General features: G+C 35.4%; 12 protein-coding genes. 8 read left to right on the top strand and 4 right to left on the bottom strand.

The window, feature by feature from the left end:
• Window positions 1-86 precede the first annotated feature (86 nt).
• From HHU12_RS09805 to HHU12_RS09785, 5 genes are all read left to right on the top strand, one after another.
• The gene (locus HHU12_RS09805) at window positions 87-2072 is read left to right on the top strand and encodes a SusE domain-containing protein (protein ID WP_169656564.1); all 1986 of its coding nucleotides are present in this window, start codon (window positions 87-89) and stop codon (window positions 2070-2072) included.
• 846 nt (window positions 2073-2918) lie between these two features.
• The gene (locus tag HHU12_RS09800) at window positions 2919-5855 is read left to right on the top strand and encodes a SusC/RagA family TonB-linked outer membrane protein (RefSeq protein WP_169656563.1); all 2937 of its coding nucleotides are present in this window, start codon (window positions 2919-2921) and stop codon (window positions 5853-5855) included.
• A gap of 11 nt (window positions 5856-5866) precedes the next feature.
• Window positions 5867-7531 carry a RagB/SusD family nutrient uptake outer membrane protein gene (locus HHU12_RS09795; protein WP_169656562.1) on the top strand — a complete coding sequence of 555 codons (1665 nt, stop codon included), beginning with the start codon at window positions 5867-5869 and terminating at the stop codon, window positions 7529-7531.
• Window positions 7532-7543: 12 nt separating this feature from the next.
• Complete coding sequence (locus tag HHU12_RS09790) at window positions 7544-8665, top strand: SusE domain-containing protein (protein ID WP_169656561.1); 1122 nt, start codon at window positions 7544-7546, stop codon at window positions 8663-8665.
• Window positions 8666-8900: 235 nt separating this feature from the next.
• Window positions 8901-9290, top strand: a complete 390-nt coding sequence (locus tag HHU12_RS09785; RefSeq protein ID WP_169656560.1) for a response regulator — start codon at window positions 8901-8903, stop codon at window positions 9288-9290.
• A gap of 38 nt (window positions 9291-9328) precedes the next feature.
• Here the strand turns inward: HHU12_RS09785 and HHU12_RS09780 are convergent, their stop codons facing one another.
• A complete protein-coding gene (locus tag HHU12_RS09780) occupies window positions 9329-9766 on the bottom strand; it encodes a BLUF domain-containing protein (protein ID WP_169656559.1) in 438 nt (145 codons plus the stop codon).
• The gene (locus tag HHU12_RS09775) at window positions 9766-13680 is read right to left on the bottom strand and encodes a chemotaxis protein CheB (protein ID WP_169656558.1); all 3915 of its coding nucleotides are present in this window, start codon (window positions 13678-13680) and stop codon (window positions 9766-9768) included. Before HHU12_RS09775 ends, HHU12_RS09780 begins: the two co-directional genes overlap by 1 nt.
• Before the next feature lie 143 nt (window positions 13681-13823).
• Between HHU12_RS09775 and HHU12_RS09770 the strand changes: the two genes are divergently transcribed.
• From HHU12_RS09770 to HHU12_RS09760, 3 genes are all read left to right on the top strand, one after another.
• A complete protein-coding gene (locus tag HHU12_RS09770) occupies window positions 13824-14315 on the top strand; it encodes a GNAT family N-acetyltransferase (protein ID WP_169656557.1) in 492 nt (163 codons plus the stop codon).
• 135 nt (window positions 14316-14450) lie between these two features.
• The gene (locus HHU12_RS09765) at window positions 14451-15299 is read left to right on the top strand and encodes a hypothetical protein (RefSeq protein WP_169656556.1); all 849 of its coding nucleotides are present in this window, start codon (window positions 14451-14453) and stop codon (window positions 15297-15299) included.
• A 398-nt stretch (window positions 15300-15697) separates the two neighbouring features.
• The gene (locus HHU12_RS09760; RefSeq protein WP_062615428.1) at window positions 15698-16189 is read left to right on the top strand and encodes an Lrp/AsnC ligand binding domain-containing protein; all 492 of its coding nucleotides are present in this window, start codon (window positions 15698-15700) and stop codon (window positions 16187-16189) included.
• A gap of 222 nt (window positions 16190-16411) precedes the next feature.
• Here HHU12_RS09760 and HHU12_RS09755 read toward each other — a convergent pair whose 3' ends face one another.
• Both HHU12_RS09755 and HHU12_RS09750 read right to left on the bottom strand, forming a co-directional pair.
• Window positions 16412-18115 (bottom strand): hypothetical protein, encoded by a 1704-nt coding sequence (locus tag HHU12_RS09755; RefSeq protein WP_169656555.1) that lies wholly within the window; start codon window positions 18113-18115, stop codon window positions 16412-16414.
• 2 nt (window positions 18116-18117) lie between these two features.
• A complete protein-coding gene (locus HHU12_RS09750) occupies window positions 18118-20688 on the bottom strand; it encodes a PhoH family protein (RefSeq protein WP_169656554.1) in 2571 nt (856 codons plus the stop codon).
• Window positions 20689-20806: the final 118 nt, after the last annotated feature.

The following is a 20806-nucleotide window of genomic DNA, read 5'->3' as shown; positions in this document are numbered from 1 at the left end:
AAAAATGTACAACTGCTTAAACCACCGCAATAGGTTCAGCTTATTGCTGTGTCAAAATATTTCAAAAACTTTATAATCTAAAAGTAATGAAAAAAGCATTATCAATATTGACAATCTTACTGACATTATTCTCATGTCATGAAAGAGAGTTGACCCACATTGGGTACCCTGAAGACTATGTTAGCCCTGAATTTACAAAAGGCCCTGATGGCGAATTGTACGTCTTCACTAAAGAAACTGCCGGTGATGTATTTGAAACTTTAGAATGGTCTCCAGCAAGTTTTGGTGCAAAAACAGAACACAATTATCAAATTATGGCTTCTATTGAAGGATATGATGCAGTAGAAGTAGTGACTTTGGTAAATGGTAGCGCGACTCAAGTAGAGATCTCTCAAAAAGAGATGAATGATGCTATCATGAAAATCACAGGCGTGTTATCTGAAGGAATGGTTGTTGAAGAAAATGTAGATTTAGGGATCAGAGCATTTATTGGAGACTTTCCAACAGGAACAGGAGTTGTGAGTTCTACAAAGCAAGTTGTCGCTAATATTTTTCCTTATTTCACACCTACTTTACCGAGTAATAAAATTTTCGTTAGAGGTGACCATCAAGATTGGGCAGAAAATGATGAAACTACAATTTTAGGTTCAGTAGAAGAAGAGGGAGGCCCTTACAATGGCTACATGTACCTTAATAATGAATTTAAAATTTGTGCAGGTCCAACTTGGGGAGATCCAGCTTACGGACAGAAAGGAGATTGGGAAAGTGATGGTAATGGTTTCTCTACGGCTATTGCTGGTGATGGAGAGAATATTAAAGTTACGCCAGGACCGGGTATGTTCTTTATGAGCTCTAATGGTTCTTCAACATTGATGATTGAGCCATTGACTTTCAAACTGAAAGGTTCAGCAATCCCAGGTGGTGAAATTGTAATGGATTACGATCAAACAAACCGTTACTTATATGCAAACGTTGATTTTGTAGATGGTTCATTTACATTCTATGCTAATAACGATCACAATTTAGGTAAAGGTGAAGCAGATGGTGTAACAGAGAATAATGGCGAGCCAATCGAAGTGAAAGCAGGAACTAGAATGATTGTTCTTGATTTGAAAAACCCTGGTACTTACATCTATTTCTATAGAGGAGCAGTAGAAATTACAGCACCTGAAATGGCACCGCTTACTATCACAGATTATGTGCTTACAAAAGACGATAAAGATCAGTCTATTGAAACAATCTCATGGTCTGAGTCGGTTTATGGTGATGAAACATTAGAAAAATACCAAGTACTTTTAGGTTCTCAAGTGATGTACGAAGGCGTTGATTTATCAGTGACTTTAACGGTAGAGGAACTAAATGCAGCCGCTTTGAAAGACGGTGGAGAAGCTGACAAAGCCACTAAACATGGTGTAAAAGTAGTAGCCATTTTTGCAGAGGGTTCAAAATTGGAATCAGAATTACAAGAAATCAACATCACTCCTTACCAAGCTTTCGCTTCAGAAATTTATGTTTCTGGTGATTTCAATGATTGGAAGCACAATGATGATGACGTTGTAAACTTAGATAATCCTGAAGGTGATTATTCAAACTGGTTCTGGATGCCTGAAGGTGGTTTCAAATTTACATCACTGCCAAACTTCGATGGAACAAATTATGGTTATGAATCTGATGGCGTTTTATCAACAACTGGAGGTAATATTCCTGTTGATGCTGAAAATCATTACAGCTTGAAAATGAATCCAGAAAAATTAACCTATGAACTGGAAGCTTTAGAATGGGGATTAATCGGTGACGCTGTCAAAGGTGGCGGCGGATGGGAGACGGATACGCCTCTTACATTCGACGTTGCAACTAAAACATGGTATAAAGAAGTTGAATTAGTAGCAGGAGCAAATTTCAAGTTCAGAGCAAATAACAACTGGGACCATAATTTAGGGCTTACAGATGTTGATGGAGAAGTAGGTAGAGATGGAGGCGACCTTTCAGTAGAAGTTGCTGATGTTTATACTGTCACTTTAACTTATGATAGTGACGCTAGAAAATTCACGTATACTATTGTGAAAAAATAAGAATTATGAGTATTCAATAATTCTGTCTTAATAAGAGCATGTTTGAAACATGCTCTAAGAACAGAGAAGGAGTTGTTTCATTTGAAGCAACTCCTTTTTTTATGCTCATAATAATGATTCAAGTGTTTCAAATAATTATTAGATCTCTCGGATAGATATTAATCTGTAATTAACGAATCATAATTTTAACATAAGTACGTTAAATATTCCCTCCCTATTTTTCTAAAAGTTGCCAATTTACCAAATCAGTAAAGGCTGTTTCATTGAATATTCGGTTTTAAAATCTATTTACTCCCGTAATTGTCTTTTGTTAATTGAATTTTAAGCAACCGATTTCGGTAAATTATGATAAATTTTTCTTAAAAAAACGAGTGTTAAAAACTCAAAATCACCCAAAAAAAATAAATCAAATGTTAAAATATGTTACCATTTTAACTTAAATTTAACATTTTATGAAACCGTTTGCTTCACATATTTTAATAAAAAGTAAAGTAAATTCAATTAAAAATGACTTATGTACAATGTTGCGAAAAATATCAGTGTTAATTTTAAGTTTTTTTTTATAAAAAATTAAATAAAAAGAAATAGGTAAAGTGTTTATATTGCACTTGTAAATTTTAAAGCTTATGAAAATGAAAAAAATGAAAATGAAAATTGTTTAGCTTATTACTTTAAAAAAACAATTCTGACCTGATTTTTTTGAGTTTGGTTGAAATGTGAAAATTTCAATCCCTTCTCTTCGTACGCATTTTTTTAATGATAAAAAAGTAATCTAAATTTAACTTTTTAGTTATGAATGTAAAATTACGTTTTGCAAACAAGAATTTTGTTTGTACTCTCTTGTGTATGCTCTTTATTTTAGGGAGTAATCTGACTTACGCACAAGAAAAATCTATCAAAGGTACTGTTGTAGATGAAAATGGATCGCCATTACCTGGTGTGGCTGTAATTATTAAAGGTACTACCCAAGGAACTACAACTAATTTCGACGGACAATATGTCCTTAATGTTTCTTCATCTGCAGAAGAATTATCGTTTAGTTATATTGGTTATATAACAAAAGACGTATTGATCGGAACGCAGACTGTGATTGATGTTCCAATGGAAGTTGATGCAGAGCAATTAGAAGAAGTAGTTGTAATTGGTTACGGTAGCGTGAAAAAAGAAGACGCTACAGGATCTGTTCAAGCAATTACTGCAGAAGACATGAACAAAGGTGCAATCACTTCACCACAAGACTTAATGGTGGGTAAGACTGCAGGTATTCAAATTACATCTTCAGGTGGTGCTCCAGGTGCTAACTCAACGATTCGTATTCGTGGTGGTGCTTCAATGTCAGCAAATAATGACCCTCTTATTGTAATCGATGGTGTACCAGTAGCTTCTGATGGTATCAATGGTATGGCTAACCCATTAGCAACTGTAAACCCAGATGATATTGCTACATTTACGGTATTAAAAGATGCTTCAGCAACAGCTATTTACGGTTCAAGAGCATCAAACGGTGTAATCATTATTACTACTAAAACAGGTAATGGAAATGATAAATTAAAAGTTGACTACTCTTCAAAATACTCAATTGGTGTGACATCAAAAAGAGTGAGCGTATATGAAGCAGACGAGTATAGAAATTTAGTAACAACATTATACGGTAACGAGTCTGATGCATACAATGCAATGGGCGATGCAAATACAAACTGGCAAGATGAGATCTACAGACCTGCTTTCGGTATGGATCAGAACGTAAGCTTCTCAGGTGGTGTTAAAAATTTACCTTACCGTTTATCAGTAGGATACAATACGCAAGATGGTGTTTTAAAGACAGATAACATCCAAAGAACTTCAGTTGGTATAAGCTTGACTCCTAAGTTTTTTGATGACCACTTAAGTGTGAACTTCAACGCAAAAGGAACTCATGTAAAAAATAAATTTGCTAACCAAGATGCAATCGGTGCTGCAATTGGTTTTGATCCAACTCACCCAGTACGTTCAGGAAATAATGATTGGGGTGGTTACTGGCAATGGGTAGATGAAAGCGGTAAGCCAAAAGCTTACACACCAGTAAACCCAGTTGCTTTATTGAACCAACGTGACGATCAGTCTACAGTAAACAGAGGTATTGTAAACTTAGCATTAGATTATAAATTCCACTTCTTACCAGAATTATCAGCAAACATGAACTTCGGTATGGATGCTGCAAATTCAGAAGGTGGTAAATACACTTCTCCAGATGCATCATGGGTATACCAAGATTCTTTAATCAGAGGTGAGCAAGAAGTTTACAATCAAGAGAAAAGAAATACAGTATTCGATTTCTATTTAAAATATGGAAAAGAAATTGGAATGCATAGATTTGATGTAATGGGTGGTTACTCTTGGCAACATTTCCACAACCAAGGTCACACTTACAAGAACGATTACTTTGATAACCGTCCTGATCCAACTCTTGATCAGCCATTCGCTTCTGAATATTACTTAGTATCTTTCTACGGTCGTGCTAACTATACTTTAAACAACAAGTATTTATTAACTGCGACAGTAAGACAAGATGGTACTTCTAGATTCAGCAAGAATAACAGATGGGGTCTATTCCCTTCATTAGCTTTCGCATGGAAAATTAACGAAGAAAGCTTCTTGAAAAGCTCAGAACTTGTAAATGAGTTGAAATTAAGAGGTGGTTGGGGTATCACAGGTCAGCAAGACATTACTGGTAATGACTATGTAGGTTATGGTACTTATACTTTATCTAACGGTGGCGCTCAGTATGTATTTGGTGATAGCTGGTTCAACACTTACCGTCCAAACGGTTTTGATCCTAACTTGAAGTGGGAGGAAACAGTAAACATCAACGCAGGTATCGATTTCAAAATTCTTGATTCAAGAATCTCAGGTTCATTTGATGTGTACCACAGAGAAACAAAAGACCTTATCAATACAGTAACAGTAGCAGCAGGTACTAACCTTTCTGACCGTATTGTATCAAATGTAGGTAGCTTAGAAAACACGGGTGTTGAATTGAACTTATTAACTATCCCTGTAATCACTGATGATTTCTACTGGGAAGTTGGAGGTAACTTCACTTACAACAGAAACCAAATCACAAAGTTAACTACAGTTGATGATCCTAACTATAAAGGTTTACCTACAGGAGAGTTTGGTAGTGGTAACTTCCTTCAACTACAACAAGTAGGTCAGTCATTGAACTCGTTCTATGTGTATGAGCAAGTTTATTCTGATGACGGTCACCCACTAGAAGGTGTTTATGTAGATCAAAACGGTGATGGTATCATCAATGCTGATGATAAAATTATCTACGGTAACTCAGTACCTGACTTCTTAGTAGGTATCAATACAAGAGTAAGCTATAAGAATTGGGATTTCTCATTAAGCGGTCGTTTCCAATTCAATGCGCAGATTTATAACGGTATCGCTCAAGGAAGTGAAAACTGGAACTTTATCTACAATCCTACAACTAGAGCTTTATCAAATAAATTATCTTCTTCTGGATCAACAGGTTTCTTACAAACTGACGAGAAAAGAATCTTCTCTTCCCACTGGATAGAAAATGCAGATTTCTTTAGATTAGATAACGTGACAATCGGGTATAACTTCAAGTCTATCTTAGGTCTTAAAGACACTCGTATGAGAATGTACTTGACTGGTCAAAACTTATTAGTAGCTTCTAGCTACGGTGGATTAGATCCAGAAGTATTCAATGGTATTGACAACAATATCTACCCTCGTCCAACAACTATCTTATTTGGTTTAAACCTAGGATTTTAATCTGACATAAAATGATCAAGAATAAATTAAGAAATATATTATTAGGATGCGCGCTTTTATTCACATCGTCGTGTATCAGTGATTTGGATGTGACTCCGATCGATCCAAACGTAACTTTCGAAAACGAAGTATTCGAAACTGCAGATGGTTATACTCAAGTGTTAGGTAAAATCTACGCTGGATACCATGTAGCAGGTCAGAAAGGTAACGATAACGAAAGTGATGTATCTACAATTTCTGATGGTGGTATGTCATCTTACCTTAGAAACTACTGGAACTTACAGTTGTTGCCTACAGGTGAAGCCCTTAACGCATGGAATGACAATGGTTTAGTACCTTTGCAAAATGGTGAGTGGTCTGCTGATAACCAGTATGTTGCAGGTATGTTCTACCGTTTGTATTACATGATTGCATTGACAAACGAATTTTTACGTCAATCATCAGACGCTAAATTAGACGAAAGAGGTCAAGGTGACTTAAAAGAGTCTATGAAGCAAATGAGAGCTGAGGCTCGTCTGGTAAGAGCTATTGCTTATTACCACGGTATGGACTTCTACGGTAAAATGAGCTGGATTACTGAAGCTACTACTGATCAATACCCTAAGTCTATTGAAGGTGCTGAGTTGTTCAGTAATGTTATCAATGAGCTTAACGAGATTGAGGAATTCTTGCCAGAAGCTGGAAAAGCTGAGTACGGTAGAATGGATAAAGGTACACTTTGGATGGTGAAAGCAAAAATGTTCTTGAATGCTAAGCCGTTTACAGGTCAAGACAATCCAGTAAGTGGTGTAAATTCAATGGAAGAAGTAGTAAACATCACAAAACAAGTTAATGGTGCTTACACACTTGATCCGAATTTATTGACATTGTTCTCTGTAGGAAATGAAAATACAACAGGTATTATTCATAATGTACCTTTAGATCCTGTAAGAACTCAAGGTTTCTCTGCAACACAATATGTGATTTCAGCAGGTACTAACGGTAGATTCTCAGACTTCGTAAACGTATCAAACGGTGCTGCTTGGGGTGGTAACCACGCTACAAGAAGTATTTATGACAAATTCCAATCTCGTCCATCTGGTGACTTGAGAGGTAAAACTGAAGATGTGAAAGATGACGATGAGTTAGCTAGTAAGTTAGAATTCAATACATTATTAGTAATCAACTCAGGTCTTGAAGTAGATGATCCTTTAAACTATACACAAGGATTGAACATCTTCAAATTCAGAAACAGAAACGTTGACGGTTCTAAGCCAGCTATCGCTGAAAGCTACTTCGTTGACACTGACTGGCCTTTATTCAGAGTTGCAGATTCTTACTTAATGTATGCTGAAGCAGTATTAAGAGGTGCTTCAAACGGAACAAAAGGTGAGGCTTTAAACTTAGTAAACCAAGTAATTACTAGAGCATACGGTGGATCTACTGCAGGTAACATCATCGAAGCTGACCTTACTTTAGATTTCTTATTAGAAGAAAGAGGTCGTGAATTCTACTGGGAAGGATACCGTCGTCAAGACTTAGTACGTTTTGAGAAGTTTACTTCAGCAACTTACTTATGGCCATGGAAAGGTGGTGAGCAAGGTGGTAGAGCTTTAGACGCTCACCGTAACGTTTACCCTATCCCTACACAAGAGTTAGCGGCAAACCCTAACGCAAGTCAAAATACTGGTTACTAAGATTATAACACAATGAAAAAATCATATATATATTTAATTGGAGCAATTTCATGGCTTTTGATGCTTAATGCATGTAGCCCTGAGAAGGAATTGACGACAATCAAGAATCAAGACACTGTTGCTGCTCCTATTATCAATTCTCCTAGTACAGGAGAGTCGCTAACACTTGTGAAAGACAGTGCTAGTGTTACAGCAGTAATGTTTGACTGGTCACCAGTTGATTACGGAGTAAGTGTACAAACAAACTACACTGTGACAATGAGTGTTGCTGGTGATTCATCAAATTCAGTTGAATTAGGTTCAGTGACTACAAATACATTGTCATTAACACACGCTCAAATGAATGCGGCAGCATTAGGACTTGGTTTCAAACCTTCAAAGAGTTCAGATGTTGAAATTCATATCGCAGCAACTGTAAACTATCAGTTAGATACAAAAGTATCAGAGTCGATCGCAATGTCAGTAACACCATACTCAACAATCTTCCCTTCTATTTATATGATTGGAGCTTCTGTTGGTGGATGGGATCCAAATAAAGCAGTTGAAATTGCAAACACAGGAAACCAAGGTGAGTTCAGAACAAATGCTTATTTTGAAACTTCTGATGAGCCTTACTTCAGATTCTTCTCTAACCCTGATTGGGGTTCTGGAATTGGAGGTCCTAAAGCGTTCCCTAATTACCCTACTGATTTATTACAGCCTCAGCCAGGTGATAATAATGATGACAACTTCAGCTTCATCGGAGCAACTGGTTGGTATGATATCCTTGTAGACCAAAATACAGGAACAATCACTATGGCACCATTAAAAGGTGAGCCAGTATTATACATGGTAGGTGATGTAACTGCAAATGGATGGAACTGGAATGCTACAACACCAATTCTTAACTGGACAGGTCATGAAATCTGGGAGATCAATGTAGACTTAGTGAAAGATGGTTCTTTCAGATTGTTTACAAGATTCGAAGATTGGGGTTCAGGTTTTGGTTGGGATATCATCACTGAATATGATGCTTCTCAACTTAAGCCACAAGAAGGTTCTGATGATCCTAACTGGACATTCATTGGCGAAAGCGGAAATTATAAAGTAGTTGTTGATCAGAGAGCTGCAACAATTACAATCACAGCGAATTAATAAATCATTAATTCTATAATGAAGATCACCTCTAAATTATTTAGAGGTGATTTTTTTTGTTCAATATTTTTAACAAGTAAGAACTGTTTATTTACTTATTTCAAGTATTAATTACACTTAAAGTATACAATGTTATGATTGTAATTTATAATTAGAATAATTATTGACTATAAATAGCAAATCTGTTAAATTATAAATACGCTATTACACTTTATCTATTCTATTTTTACTACACATGAAACAACTTATATTTATAGATGACGATCAGTTAGTAATTGATATTTCTAAAATAATTATCGACTCCTTACCTGAAACAGCCAATATTGACAAGTTCTATTTTAAAAGCGGAGATGCCTTCTTTCAGTCTATTGATACAATTGACCTTACCAAAGAAAATGTAATGTTTTTAGATCTCAACATGCCCGGTTTAGACGGTTGGCAAGTTGTTGATGAAATTAAAGATAGGAACCTTCTTGAGCACTTTAGTATTTATGTGCTGAGTTCGAGTTTACATCCTAAAGATAAGGAGAGAGCTGATAAGCACCCTTGTATTGAAAAGTATATTGAAAAGCCCCTTTCTAAAGCCAAGTTAAGGGAATGTCTTGGAGTGAATGTCTCGGTATAAAAAAAGGGAAGTGACCATAATGATCGCTTCCCTTTTTTTTATTTGATATGCTTTTGTGTAGTTGCAATTTTCTCTAACATTTGATTGAGCTTTTCAATCACTCTGTCTTCATCGAAAATTTTATTTCCTACAGTAAAGAAAACGGTTTCTAATAATTCATGAAATCCTATTTCAATAAGTTCATCATACTCTATATACCTCATACTCCAGCCTTTGAAAACTCTTTGTGTCTTCGGAGGAAAATGAATTGATTTTAAGATATTATGTCTTTTATCATTCTTGAGATTCGTAATCAATTGTTGAATTTCCTCATCAGGTCCTTCTATGTATTGAATAAAAGTCTCCTTTTTATAGGTTAAGTATCCAGTAATATTGTGTTTTGAATTTTCAGTTTTCGCAATATTCTGAATATCTCTTAGTGTTTCCACCTCAATGTCGTCATTCGTCTGACTAGAGTAAATGTATGATGATATCATTATGATTTCGGTATGTTAATTGAGAAAGTCGTTCCCTTGTTCACTTCAGATGAAACATTGATGTTGCCGCCTGTAGCTTCAATTTGCGTTTTAGTAAGAAATAATCCTAATCCTCTCGCATCTTCATTATGATGGAAAGTCTGATTCATACCAAAAATTCTATGACCATATTTCTTGAGATCTATTCCTCTTCCATTATCCTTTATTCTAATATAAATAGATTTCTTTTCTTGGAAAGCCTCAACATCTATTTTAGGCAACCTTTCAGGAGAACGATATTTAATCGCATTGCTTAATAAATTAAGGAAAATGCTTTTCAAGTATTCTTCGTGATAGTTAATGGTCAAGTTTTTCTCAACTTCCAAACTAATTACCACGCCATATTTATTGATTTGACCTGATAAGATATCCAATACCTTCATCAACTCATCCTTAACACTGATAGGCTTGCGTTCAAGCTTTGTTTTTTGCTGTACTTTGATCGCATCAGTAAGGTTGTTGACGGTGTTTTCCAGCTGAACAAGTGCTTTTTCAAACAGCGTAAGATAATTTTCCTTTGCTTCTGCTTTGCTTTCGTTCTGATAAAGCTCCATTAAAGCCAGTAAGTTGGATAAAGGAGAACGAATATTATGTGAGGCGATATAAGTATAACTTTCCAGTTGTTCATTTTGGACAGCAAGAGTTTGAGCCGTCTTTTCTGCCAGTTCTACAGTTTCTTCCCATTGTGATTCAATAGACTTGTTGTAAGTATTATCAAACACAATGGCCAACACCATCACATTTCCTTTTTTATCACTCTTATTTAATCCCGTAATATTGAGATAGGTGATTTGTCCATCTTTTCTTTCTACCCTTATTGTGATATCAAACTTTTTCTGTTCTTTCTGGAAAATGCTATTAAAAGTAGCATGATCTTCTGGGTGAACAAAAGAGATGAAATCCTCTATTTTTATAGTATTTTTCAGGGATTTCAATCCTAGCCAATTCAAGAGTGTGTCGTTGACTTTAATATAGTTAGGATCATCCTGTAATACTTTAATAGTACCAAACTGATTTAATTCAGAAAGGCCCTGATAAGTAGAAGTGATATCCTCTAGTGATTTTTCTCTATTATATTTATCAGTGATATCTTCAATACTACCATACATTCCTAAAATTTTCCCGCTGTCGCTCTTTTCTGCAAGACAAACAAAATTATAGAAACGGTCCTCCAAATGAAGAATGATATCAAAAGGCTGACCAACACTTAAGCACTTATTGATTTTTTCTGAGAATACTTTACTGTTTTCTGCAGGTAGCTGTGACTCAACGTAACGCCATAAGAAAGATTCATACTGATCATAATTGAAAAGTTGTTTAACACTCTCAGAGAAAAAGAAAGTATTATTTTCAGCCGTCCATGTCCATGTTTCAATATTCAGCAGGCTAAAGTATTGAAGGAAATGAGTTACCTGTTCTTTCAGTTCACTGTTTTTGTGTTTCAACTTCTGGATAGGCTTCAAAGAACTGATAGGGATAAAAGATAGAATGATGCCATCCGTATTATTTTTCCTTTCACCAAACGGAGATACTCTCAATAAATAAGTTCTGTTTTTCTTTGTACGCACCTCATGTTCCTGAATTTTATTTTCAAGAACAGCCTTTTCAATCGTAGCCAAAAGTCCACCTTTAATTTCAAAGAAAGTATTGAACTGCATAATATTACGCCCAATATCTTCTTTTTCAATTCCAAAAAACTCTGAAGTATTAGGAGCAATTCTTCGGATGCTGAAATCTTTATCAAGGTATAGAGAAGCAATGCCGGCAGATTGGAAGAGGTTTAAGAAGTCATCATTCAAGACTGAAATCTCATCCAATTTATCTTTATATTCTTGGTTGACCGTATATAATTCTTCGTTTACAGATTGCAGTTCCTCATTACTTGACTGTAATTCTTCGTTCGAAGACATCAATTCTTCATTGTTCACCTGATAGTCCTCATTGATTCTCTCAATACGACGGTGAGCAATTTTCAATTCCTGATGAAGGTGTTTGATTTCACTCTTCAGGTTTTGAATAGTACTATCCTGTTCAATGACATTCTCGCTATTGTGTTCTTTGCCATCAAAAAACTCTAAGATAAACAAGTCATCATTTGTCTCTGTCTTGAGCCTTCGGATGATGATATCAGAACCAGCGTTGTTCTGAGATTGTAATTTGAGATTGGAAATTTTACGGTTTTTTCCGTCCTCTTTTGACTTATTTATCGTACGGACAATGTCAATGTATACATCAAAATCAAATACTTCTTTTAGAACAAGTTCATTTTTCGGAAACTTAAGGTATTTACCCACTTCATCAGAAGAAAAGACAAGTTGTTCTTTGTCGTTAATAACGATGATAGGTTGACAATAATATTCAATTAATTGCTTTTCAATATTCTCATATTCAAAAGAATCTTTGTTTACTACTTGCACTCTATTTTGTTTTGGAACCCTTATTTTGTTTGTTTTTATCTTTTTGGATTTGTCGATTTCAAATCCTCTGAATTTTTCTACCAATCTGAAAAACTTATGTTTTCCATCTTCTTCCACTAAGTATTTGTCAGAAAAATTCTTCTCAGAAGGGCCTAAGAACAGGTACCCGTCTTTATTGAGAGAAAACTTGATGGTGTTGAGAATTTGTTGCTGTACTTTTGGTTTTAAGTAAATCAACAAGTTTCGGCATAACACTAAATCGATATTGAGGAAAGGTGGAGTAGAAAGAATATCGTGCTGTACAAAAGTGATGATATTTCTTAATGACTCTTTGACTTGATAAAACTCCCCCATTTTATCAAGGTATTTATCCACATACTTTTTCGGTATACTTTTTATATCATCCACACTGTAGATACCCTCAGATGCTTTCTGAATAGATTGTGCATTAAGGTCAGTAGCGAAGATTTTAATTTCTTTCAGTTGATATAAATCCTCAATACCTTCCAATGCCAGCATAGCAATAGAATAAGCTTCATGCCCTAAACTACAGCCGATAGACCAGATTCGGATAACATCTTTTTGGATGATTTTTGGTACAATTTCTTTTTCAAGATAAACCCATTCCTCAGCATCTCTGAAAAAGCTTGTGACGCCAATCAGAAAACTCTGTGCTAATTTTTTGCACTCGAAAGGGGAATTTTCTAGCAGGCTGTAATATTCACTGATAGAACTGATATTCTGATATTCCATCATCTTCAGCACTCTTCTGTAAAGCGTCTGAGGTTTATAAGCAGAATAGTCAATGTTTTCCTGTTGACCGATTAGTTCTAATATATTTTCAATTTTATGATAGTAGCTCAAATTGATTTCACCTTCTCCATTAATAATATTGGAAAGTGAATCAGCGATCTCTTCTGCACTGATAATAAAATCAATTTTGGCTGATTTTATGGCAGAGAAAGGCATTCCGTTAAATTTGGCAGAATTAGGATGCTGTACGAAAGTAATCCCCCCATGCTCTTTGATGGATTTTAAACCTTCAGTACCATCACTGCCAGTACCTGATAAAATAACACCTATAGCCTTCTTCTTATATTCTTCGGCCAAACTACTGAACAACGTATTAATAGGGAAAGTCAATTGCTTATCATCTTTCCTTCTTTCCTGATTGATAAGCATTTTTCTTTTAATCGTTAAAGTAGAGTGGTTGTTAATAATGTAGATATGATTTGGTTCTATAGCATGGTTTGAGTTTACTTCTATAACCGGTAAGTGTGTAATTTTCTGTAATAATTCTGGCATTAAGCTCTTGTGTGATTGCGACAGGTGCTGTACAATCACAAATGCAATCCCAAGGTCAGAGTGATAATTTTCAAAAAGGCTCTTAATCGCCTCTAGACCTCCTGCTGAAGCTCCAATCCCAACTACATAATTTGTTTTATCAGTAAGAGTCATTTCTATATCAGTTTTATTCGAATACAAATTAATTGAGTGAAATTGTATATCCTAATTTATGTATGTTTAATCATTAATATTTTTATTCAAATAGTAATACTCTGCTATTGAATTATTTCTATTTTTGTTGAAAAAAACAGACTATGTTATCCATTAAAAAAGTACAATCAGAAAAAGAAATCCAACTTGTTGAAAAACTAGCCATAGAAATATGGAACGAACATTATGTGGCAATCATCGGTCAGGAGCAAGTGGATTATATGTTAGAAAAGTTCCAATCTGTATCTGCTATGAATCAGCAGATGAACGATGGCTTGCAATACTATTTGTTTTATTATAATGAAGAGCCCGCAGGGTATCTAGGGTTTAAACTAGAAGAGCAACATTTGTTCTTGAGTAAGATTTATGTTTTATCAAAATTCAGAGGTAATAAAATAGGGAAATCGGGGATGGATTTTGTAGCGATAGAAGCACAAAGCCAGAAAAAAGAAGGCATCCGCTTAACGGTAAATAAATATAATACAAACTCCATTGAAGCTTATAAAAAGATGGGTTTTGAAGTTATTGACGAAGTTGTAGCAGATATAGGCCAAGGTTATGTAATGGATGATTATATTCTATTAAAAAAGGTTTAATCTTGAAACTTATAGTACTTATTAACAATGTTTTTCATTTTTAACGCAAGAATGTCATCTTTTGTAACGTTCAATCAATGAAAGCTTATGAGATAGCTTTATCTTTGCAAAAGCTTTAGATAATGAACAGATTTTATGAAAACCTTAATATTATTATTGACCTTAATTGGTCTTAACACCTCAATTTGTTTCGCTCAAGACTATTACGTCCTACACTTAAATGGTACTATTAAAGATGCCAGTTCTCAAAGAAATTTAATGGTAGGTGATATTATTCATTCAGACACTGAGTTGATCTTTTTTGAATCTGATGCAAAAGCTATTGTAATCAGTAAAGAAAAAGGGAGAATGTTGTTAGACGGTACAAAAGCCAAAGATAACAGACATGGAGAGTTCGAAGCGTTGCTGACACAAGTGATTATGCCTGTGGAATCTGACGTCAATATGAGCAGTAGAAGGATAGGTGCCTCACCAAATAAAGACATTAAAGACATTGATGCTTATTTTGGCGAACAGCAAAGAGTGATTTTTGGAGATGAATATACTTTGCATTTAGACAAAGAAGTATTCAAGAAAAAAGGTGGCTCTACTTACATTTATAGATACGAAATTAATAAGCAACCTGTCAATAAAGTAATAAAGATTTATGACGGTGAATTGTTGCTGAATAAAGTAGCCTTGTATCCAATTGATCAATACGATATTCCTGAACATGGATCTGATGTTGAAATCTACATTACAAGTGTTATTTCTAAAAAATCAGAAAAGATTGCTTCCTTCAAAATATGTTTCGTCAATGAGAAGATGCTTTACAGAGAATTGCAGACTCTAATAAAAGTATTAAACATCAAAGACAAAGATGAGGAAATTATAAAGGAAGCTGGAAATTATATCAATGCTACTTATGGAGAACCTTTTGATGGAGAATTGAAAGCATGGTTGATGCAAAGAAAATTGATTCCATCAACAGCAGATTTAAAATAAAGAGCAGAAAGTTTAAGCAATTGCTTTAAGGATTTTCAAAAGAGTAGTGTATTCCGAAAGGGGTACACTATTTTTTTGTGCAAAAGTATTAAAACTATCCGTTTGTTTTTGTTCTAGTACTTTAAATGAAAAAGGTATGCGAAAAATTCACATACCTTTAACCTTAACCAATAAACAACACATAAAATAAACACATGCTTAAAGCTATGAGGATTTACACCTCTGCTGTCTGTATTAGAATTTTCATCTAATTCGACGTAGCTTTTCTGTATTTGAACTACAAATTTAGTGTATATTTCAAAAATTTGAAATCTTTTTAAAGTTATTAATCCATATTTTCAATAATTGTAATAAATTTGGGTTATTAATGAAGTGGATTTAATAAAATGGCAGAACTAATGGAAAAAATACCTGAGATTGACCACGTGGATATTAAAATTCTGTCCGAACTACTGAAAGATGCGAAGACTCCTTATACTGAAATTGCAGAAAGAATCTTCGTTTCGGGTGGTACGGTACACGTGAGAATGAAAAAAATGGAGAAGATGGGTATTGTCAAAGGATCAACTTTGGACCTTGATTTTTCAAAATTAGGGTATGATATCACGTCATTCCTAGGTATATATTTAGAAAAGAGTAGTCTTTACGAACAAGTGTGTGAGGATTTGGCCAAGATTCCAGAAATCTTAAACTTGCACTACACTACTGGAGACTGGAGTATTTTTGTTCGTATCGCTTGTCGCGATACAAATCACCTTCGTCAGGTACTTCATGATAAAATTCAAAGTATCAACGGAATTACAAGAACAGAAACTTTTATCTCTCTAGAAGAGAAGTTTAACAGACCATTAGCTTTTGATGAGTCTGATATGACTGAAGAAATCGTATAACGATCTTTTTTGATTTAGACCTAATTGGTAAAAAACACAGTTAATTGTTAGGGATAGCAATTAACAATGAAGAGTTAAGAAATAAGACCGAAGTAAAATTCAGTGCTTTTTCTTAACTCTTCTTTTTTTATTATCTGCATTTGGGTATACATAGGGGTCGTCTGTGATTTTGTATTTCGTCCTTTTACATTTTGATCAGACACATAGGTCTGCCCCCCTACGTTAAATACCTACATTCCATTCTCGCATCATTTTCTTGATGCTTTGCTTGATTGGATCGTTGCTTTCAGCATTATTCATAACTATACCTATTATAGGTAAGAAGTTGTCATCATAATTCATGGTCCATACAGGACGTCCATAACATGCGTTAGGGCATATCAGCCAAAGGAAATCAGGCTTCTGATGATCTCTCTTTTCGCCTATTACTCTCACACACGTATAGTACTTGAAAGAGGATTCTTTAAGATCCTGTTCCAATACTGTTTTTGCCATTTTGTATTTGGCGTCCAGAATACCGTATCGTAATGAAAGGTGAGGATCGCAGTACTCCAATACAAAGTCAGGCGTATAGTAGAAACTGTCTCTATGCGGCTTTCCATGCAACACCAAGTGTGTATCACCCGGTTCTCTGCCAATTTGTGGCTGATAAAGCAGGTTCATTTGCCATTTGCCATTAATAGGCTGTATGGAAACACGCTTTGGTATAAATTCTCCCTCTTCCGTATCACTGATTTCCAGTTTATAATTAAAGTCCTTGAAGCATTCCAGCAAGGCATCATACAACTGATAATAAGTGTATAACTCATAAATCTGATCCAGAAAAGAAGTTTTAACAGCTCCTGAGTCGTTCTGAGTGTCGAGTTTAAGGTTATAAACCTGTAAAAGATTTAGGAAGATATTAGAATACACATTGACAGAACTGAAGCGCTTTGTCAGCAGTGGAGGATGTACATTAGGCTTTGTGTTTGGGAAAAGCTGCATGTATTTCCTTTCAAGCCTGTAAAGCCTTGTTTTGATGTCTTGTGCATCTTCTATGGCTTGTGCATTGATAATCACTTGTGCAGACTCAAAAGTAGCATAACCACTTCCTTCGTTTTGAACAAGACTTTTCTGTCCATTGACTTTGTCAATATGAGTAATCAGGTCATCCACTAATTTCCTCGCCCAATAAAAACCACCAAGAATACACTCATTTTCATAAGTTGCGTATTCCATTTTGATCACCGGAGCATCAATTCTATCAATGACAGTATACTGACCATCAATTTCAATAGCATCAGGGTGATCTTTTAGTGCGTCATCAAAATACAGCTCATCAAGGTGCTCCAACAGCCAATCAATGCTTTGTTCATCAATATTTGCTGTGGCGAAATCTTGAATTTCACGGTCTTGAGTAGTGCTGTACCTTGGGCTGTGTGCTAATGCAGGCAACACATTCTCCATCTCATTGATAAACTTCTCTAAAGGAGAAAGCCTTGTCATACTGATGGTAGAATTATTGTCTTTTCCATCTACCTCTTCTTTGGTGAAAAGCTGAAGAATCAATGATTTGTTCTTACGGTAAAGGTAAGTAATCATGCCCTCTGCATCTTCACTACTCAATTTAGAGGCGTCTACTCGAACCTGAAATGACTCATCGTTGCCAATTCGTACAGTAGCATGCCCGAGTTGATTAGAGAAATGTTGCCCTAAGCCAACTGTGACGTTGCCAGTGTGTTCGTCATTGGTAATCAATGACTTGTCAACCTCTACATCGTCAATAAAGACATCTGTATTGACAGGGAGTTCGAAGTAATGGAATTCCAGTTCATAGAAATGATGCTCCAAAACGACGTGGAAACCGTCGATTGGGAGCACCTCTTCTCTTTCTGTATTATGAGGTGGAGCACTATCTTTCCGAATATGAAAAATTTTGAACTCCATGATTATCCATCTATTGAGAAATAATTGTAGAAGTGGTGGTTAAATCCTTCTTTACCACCTCTTTCCAGCATCTTCTGTAAGGTCCATTCAGCATGTGAATCTTTTAAAGCAAAGCTCTTCACAATCTCAAGTAAAGACTTAATGCCTTCTCTTGATTCTGCACCTTGTAGATTGATACGCGTGAAGACTCTTTGTGCCAAGCAGTAATCCAATGGTCTGAATTGCTCATTCATCGCAGAGTGCGCTAAATTACAGTATTCAATCACTGCTTTACGTGTACGTAAACTGATCTGAATACCCAGATTTCTTAATTCAGAAGCAATCTGCTCGAAGCGTTCTTCAAGTTCCGTATCAATAAACTCTAACTGATCTGGCGCTAATTCTTGTTTGAAGTCTTTCAGGTCAAACAACGAACGAATATTGTCAAATGGAATTTCAAAAGGCTCTGGCATAATGATTTCAGAACCAATCAAAGGCATATTGCTTCTAGGAAGATCCAATCTTATAATATGACAACGGTCTAGTAATCTTGGTGAAATCTGCTCAGTAGTAGAGTCTAAATTCAATGTACCCAAGAAGCGTAAGTTGTTGGCATATTCAATCGCCTCGTTATTTCCCAGTGAAATCTTCAATCCCTTGTCTAATTGTGCTTTAGAATCTGTCAATGAGTAGAATGAAGCCCAGTAGTGTTCGATTGGACTTAAGTTCGCTTCATCTAACAAGCAATAAGACATTGGAGATTGTAAATACGTTGAATTTTGGAATTCCCCATCCAATTGCTTTAAAAGGTCATACAAATCAGTATTAGCTCTTTGGAAACGCTTAGATAGTGGATTCGCAAATCCAATTATATCTTTTTGTGAAGACCATCCTCTAGCTACAGAAATTTCAGAATAGCGATCTGATTTTGTCAACGATTGGATCATGTATCTACCCAATGACGTCTTACCTGAACCTGGAGGGCCCCATAATAACGTTAAAGAGTTCTGATGCATGGAAATCAGTAAGTTGGCAATAAAATGATCCGGGTAACTTCTTCCCAAACGCCCTAAACGCTTATGTAATTTCTGTGAAAGGTCTTTTAATGTTGTAATGGCAGTAGGATTCTCAATTCTGTAATCCTTGATGTCCAATACTTCAATTGCAGGAGTGTTTTTCTTCGTACTGGCAGAACCATTACTGAACACATCCAATTGCATTTTGGTCTTCAATAAGTTTTTCAAGGCAGTATCAGCATCTTCCTGTGCTTTGACAAACTCCTCTTTCAAGGCTGAAATTGAGACCTCTAAATTATGTTTGATTTCCTTCGCGTTATCAATTTCCTCATTGATACGAGCAAGGTTATCAAAATTGTGGGCCAATTCAATCGCTTCAGCACGGTCTGAAAGTTCTTCACGTACTTTTTCTAACTTCGATAAACCCTCTTCAATTTCTTTATTAATTGCAAACTCTCTTTCTTTCTGAAGGCTTTCTCTAATCTTCTGCTCATTCGCTTTTAGATTATTGATGCCTTCCTCAAGGTCTTGCATTTCCTCCTGCAAACGTCCTGTCTCTTTTCTGACAAGGTCACGTTCTCTTTTCTGCTGAGCAACGGAATTGTCTAATTCCAGCTTCTCATTTTGAAGTGAGTCAAGACTAGCTTTGAAAAAGTCATTTTCAGCTAAAGAAGTGACGAATTGCTGAAGATATTGCAGGTTTTCCTGCGGTTTTTGGAAAAGTTTCTCCAAACGTTGGTAGCGTTCTTGAAAAGAATGGATCGCATTATCTTTCGAGATCGCTTTCCACACTTTATCCGCCACTTCCAGCGACTGTTTTTTATTCAATTGATCTTCTGCCCATTTGAATAAATCCTGTCTACTGATAAAATCAACGGTATCTTCAATGTAGTATTCAATATCATGAGTACTACGCACTAATTTACGTTTAAGTCCCTCTTCAGGCATATTGAATTCCAAAAAGGCTTCTGAGGGAAGGTTATAAGCTTCCACACTTTTACGGACTCCTGTAGCAGATAAACGAATAGCTTTTGCTTCTGTACTCGTTTTAACACCTACAAAAGGACCGTAAATGAGTCCGTCTTTGGATTCAACAAAGAACTTTCGTTCTTGTGCGACATACACCTCATTGATGATGTCATAATAATGCTTGTCCGGATGAAACAGATGTAACTCAAAGTCAATCTCACCAGGGAAAATTTCTAATAATTGATCTTCAGAAAGTACACTTAAGCGGTCTGCATGTGTGATATGCTTCGTTAAAGAGTGTTCCTTATTGTGCTCATCGTCATCTGTGAGCTGTTTATTAGGACGTACGCCTTTAACTTTTATTAATTCCTCTAACTTAAAATCAGTTGTTAATGTATAGGGTGCACTTGCCAGAAATATGGATTCACCTAATTTATTGATATCTAATTTAAACCAATCTTCACCATCGAAATAAAATAAAGGAATTATAAATTTTTTATGCTGCTTAAAATTCTGAGGGTGCTGAGCACCAATTATATAACTATCTTCTCCTAATGCCTTGTAACTTTCATAATCGTCAAAAATTTCATCTAATTCTTTAATTTTCATTTTAAAATATGTAATTGTAATTTTTATTTATTCTTGAAAAATAGTCAATGTTACGCATTAATAAAAGTGATTTTTTTTAGTTTGTTTACTCTGTGTTCGATAAGTTTGCATTCAGAAC

This window comes from Flammeovirga aprica JL-4, assembly GCF_012844305.1.
GTDB classification, from domain to species: domain Bacteria; phylum Bacteroidota; class Bacteroidia; order Cytophagales; family Flammeovirgaceae; genus Flammeovirga; species Flammeovirga aprica.
Note: the sequence above shows the minus strand (reverse complement) of the source record. Positions and strands in the feature narration are given on the sequence as shown.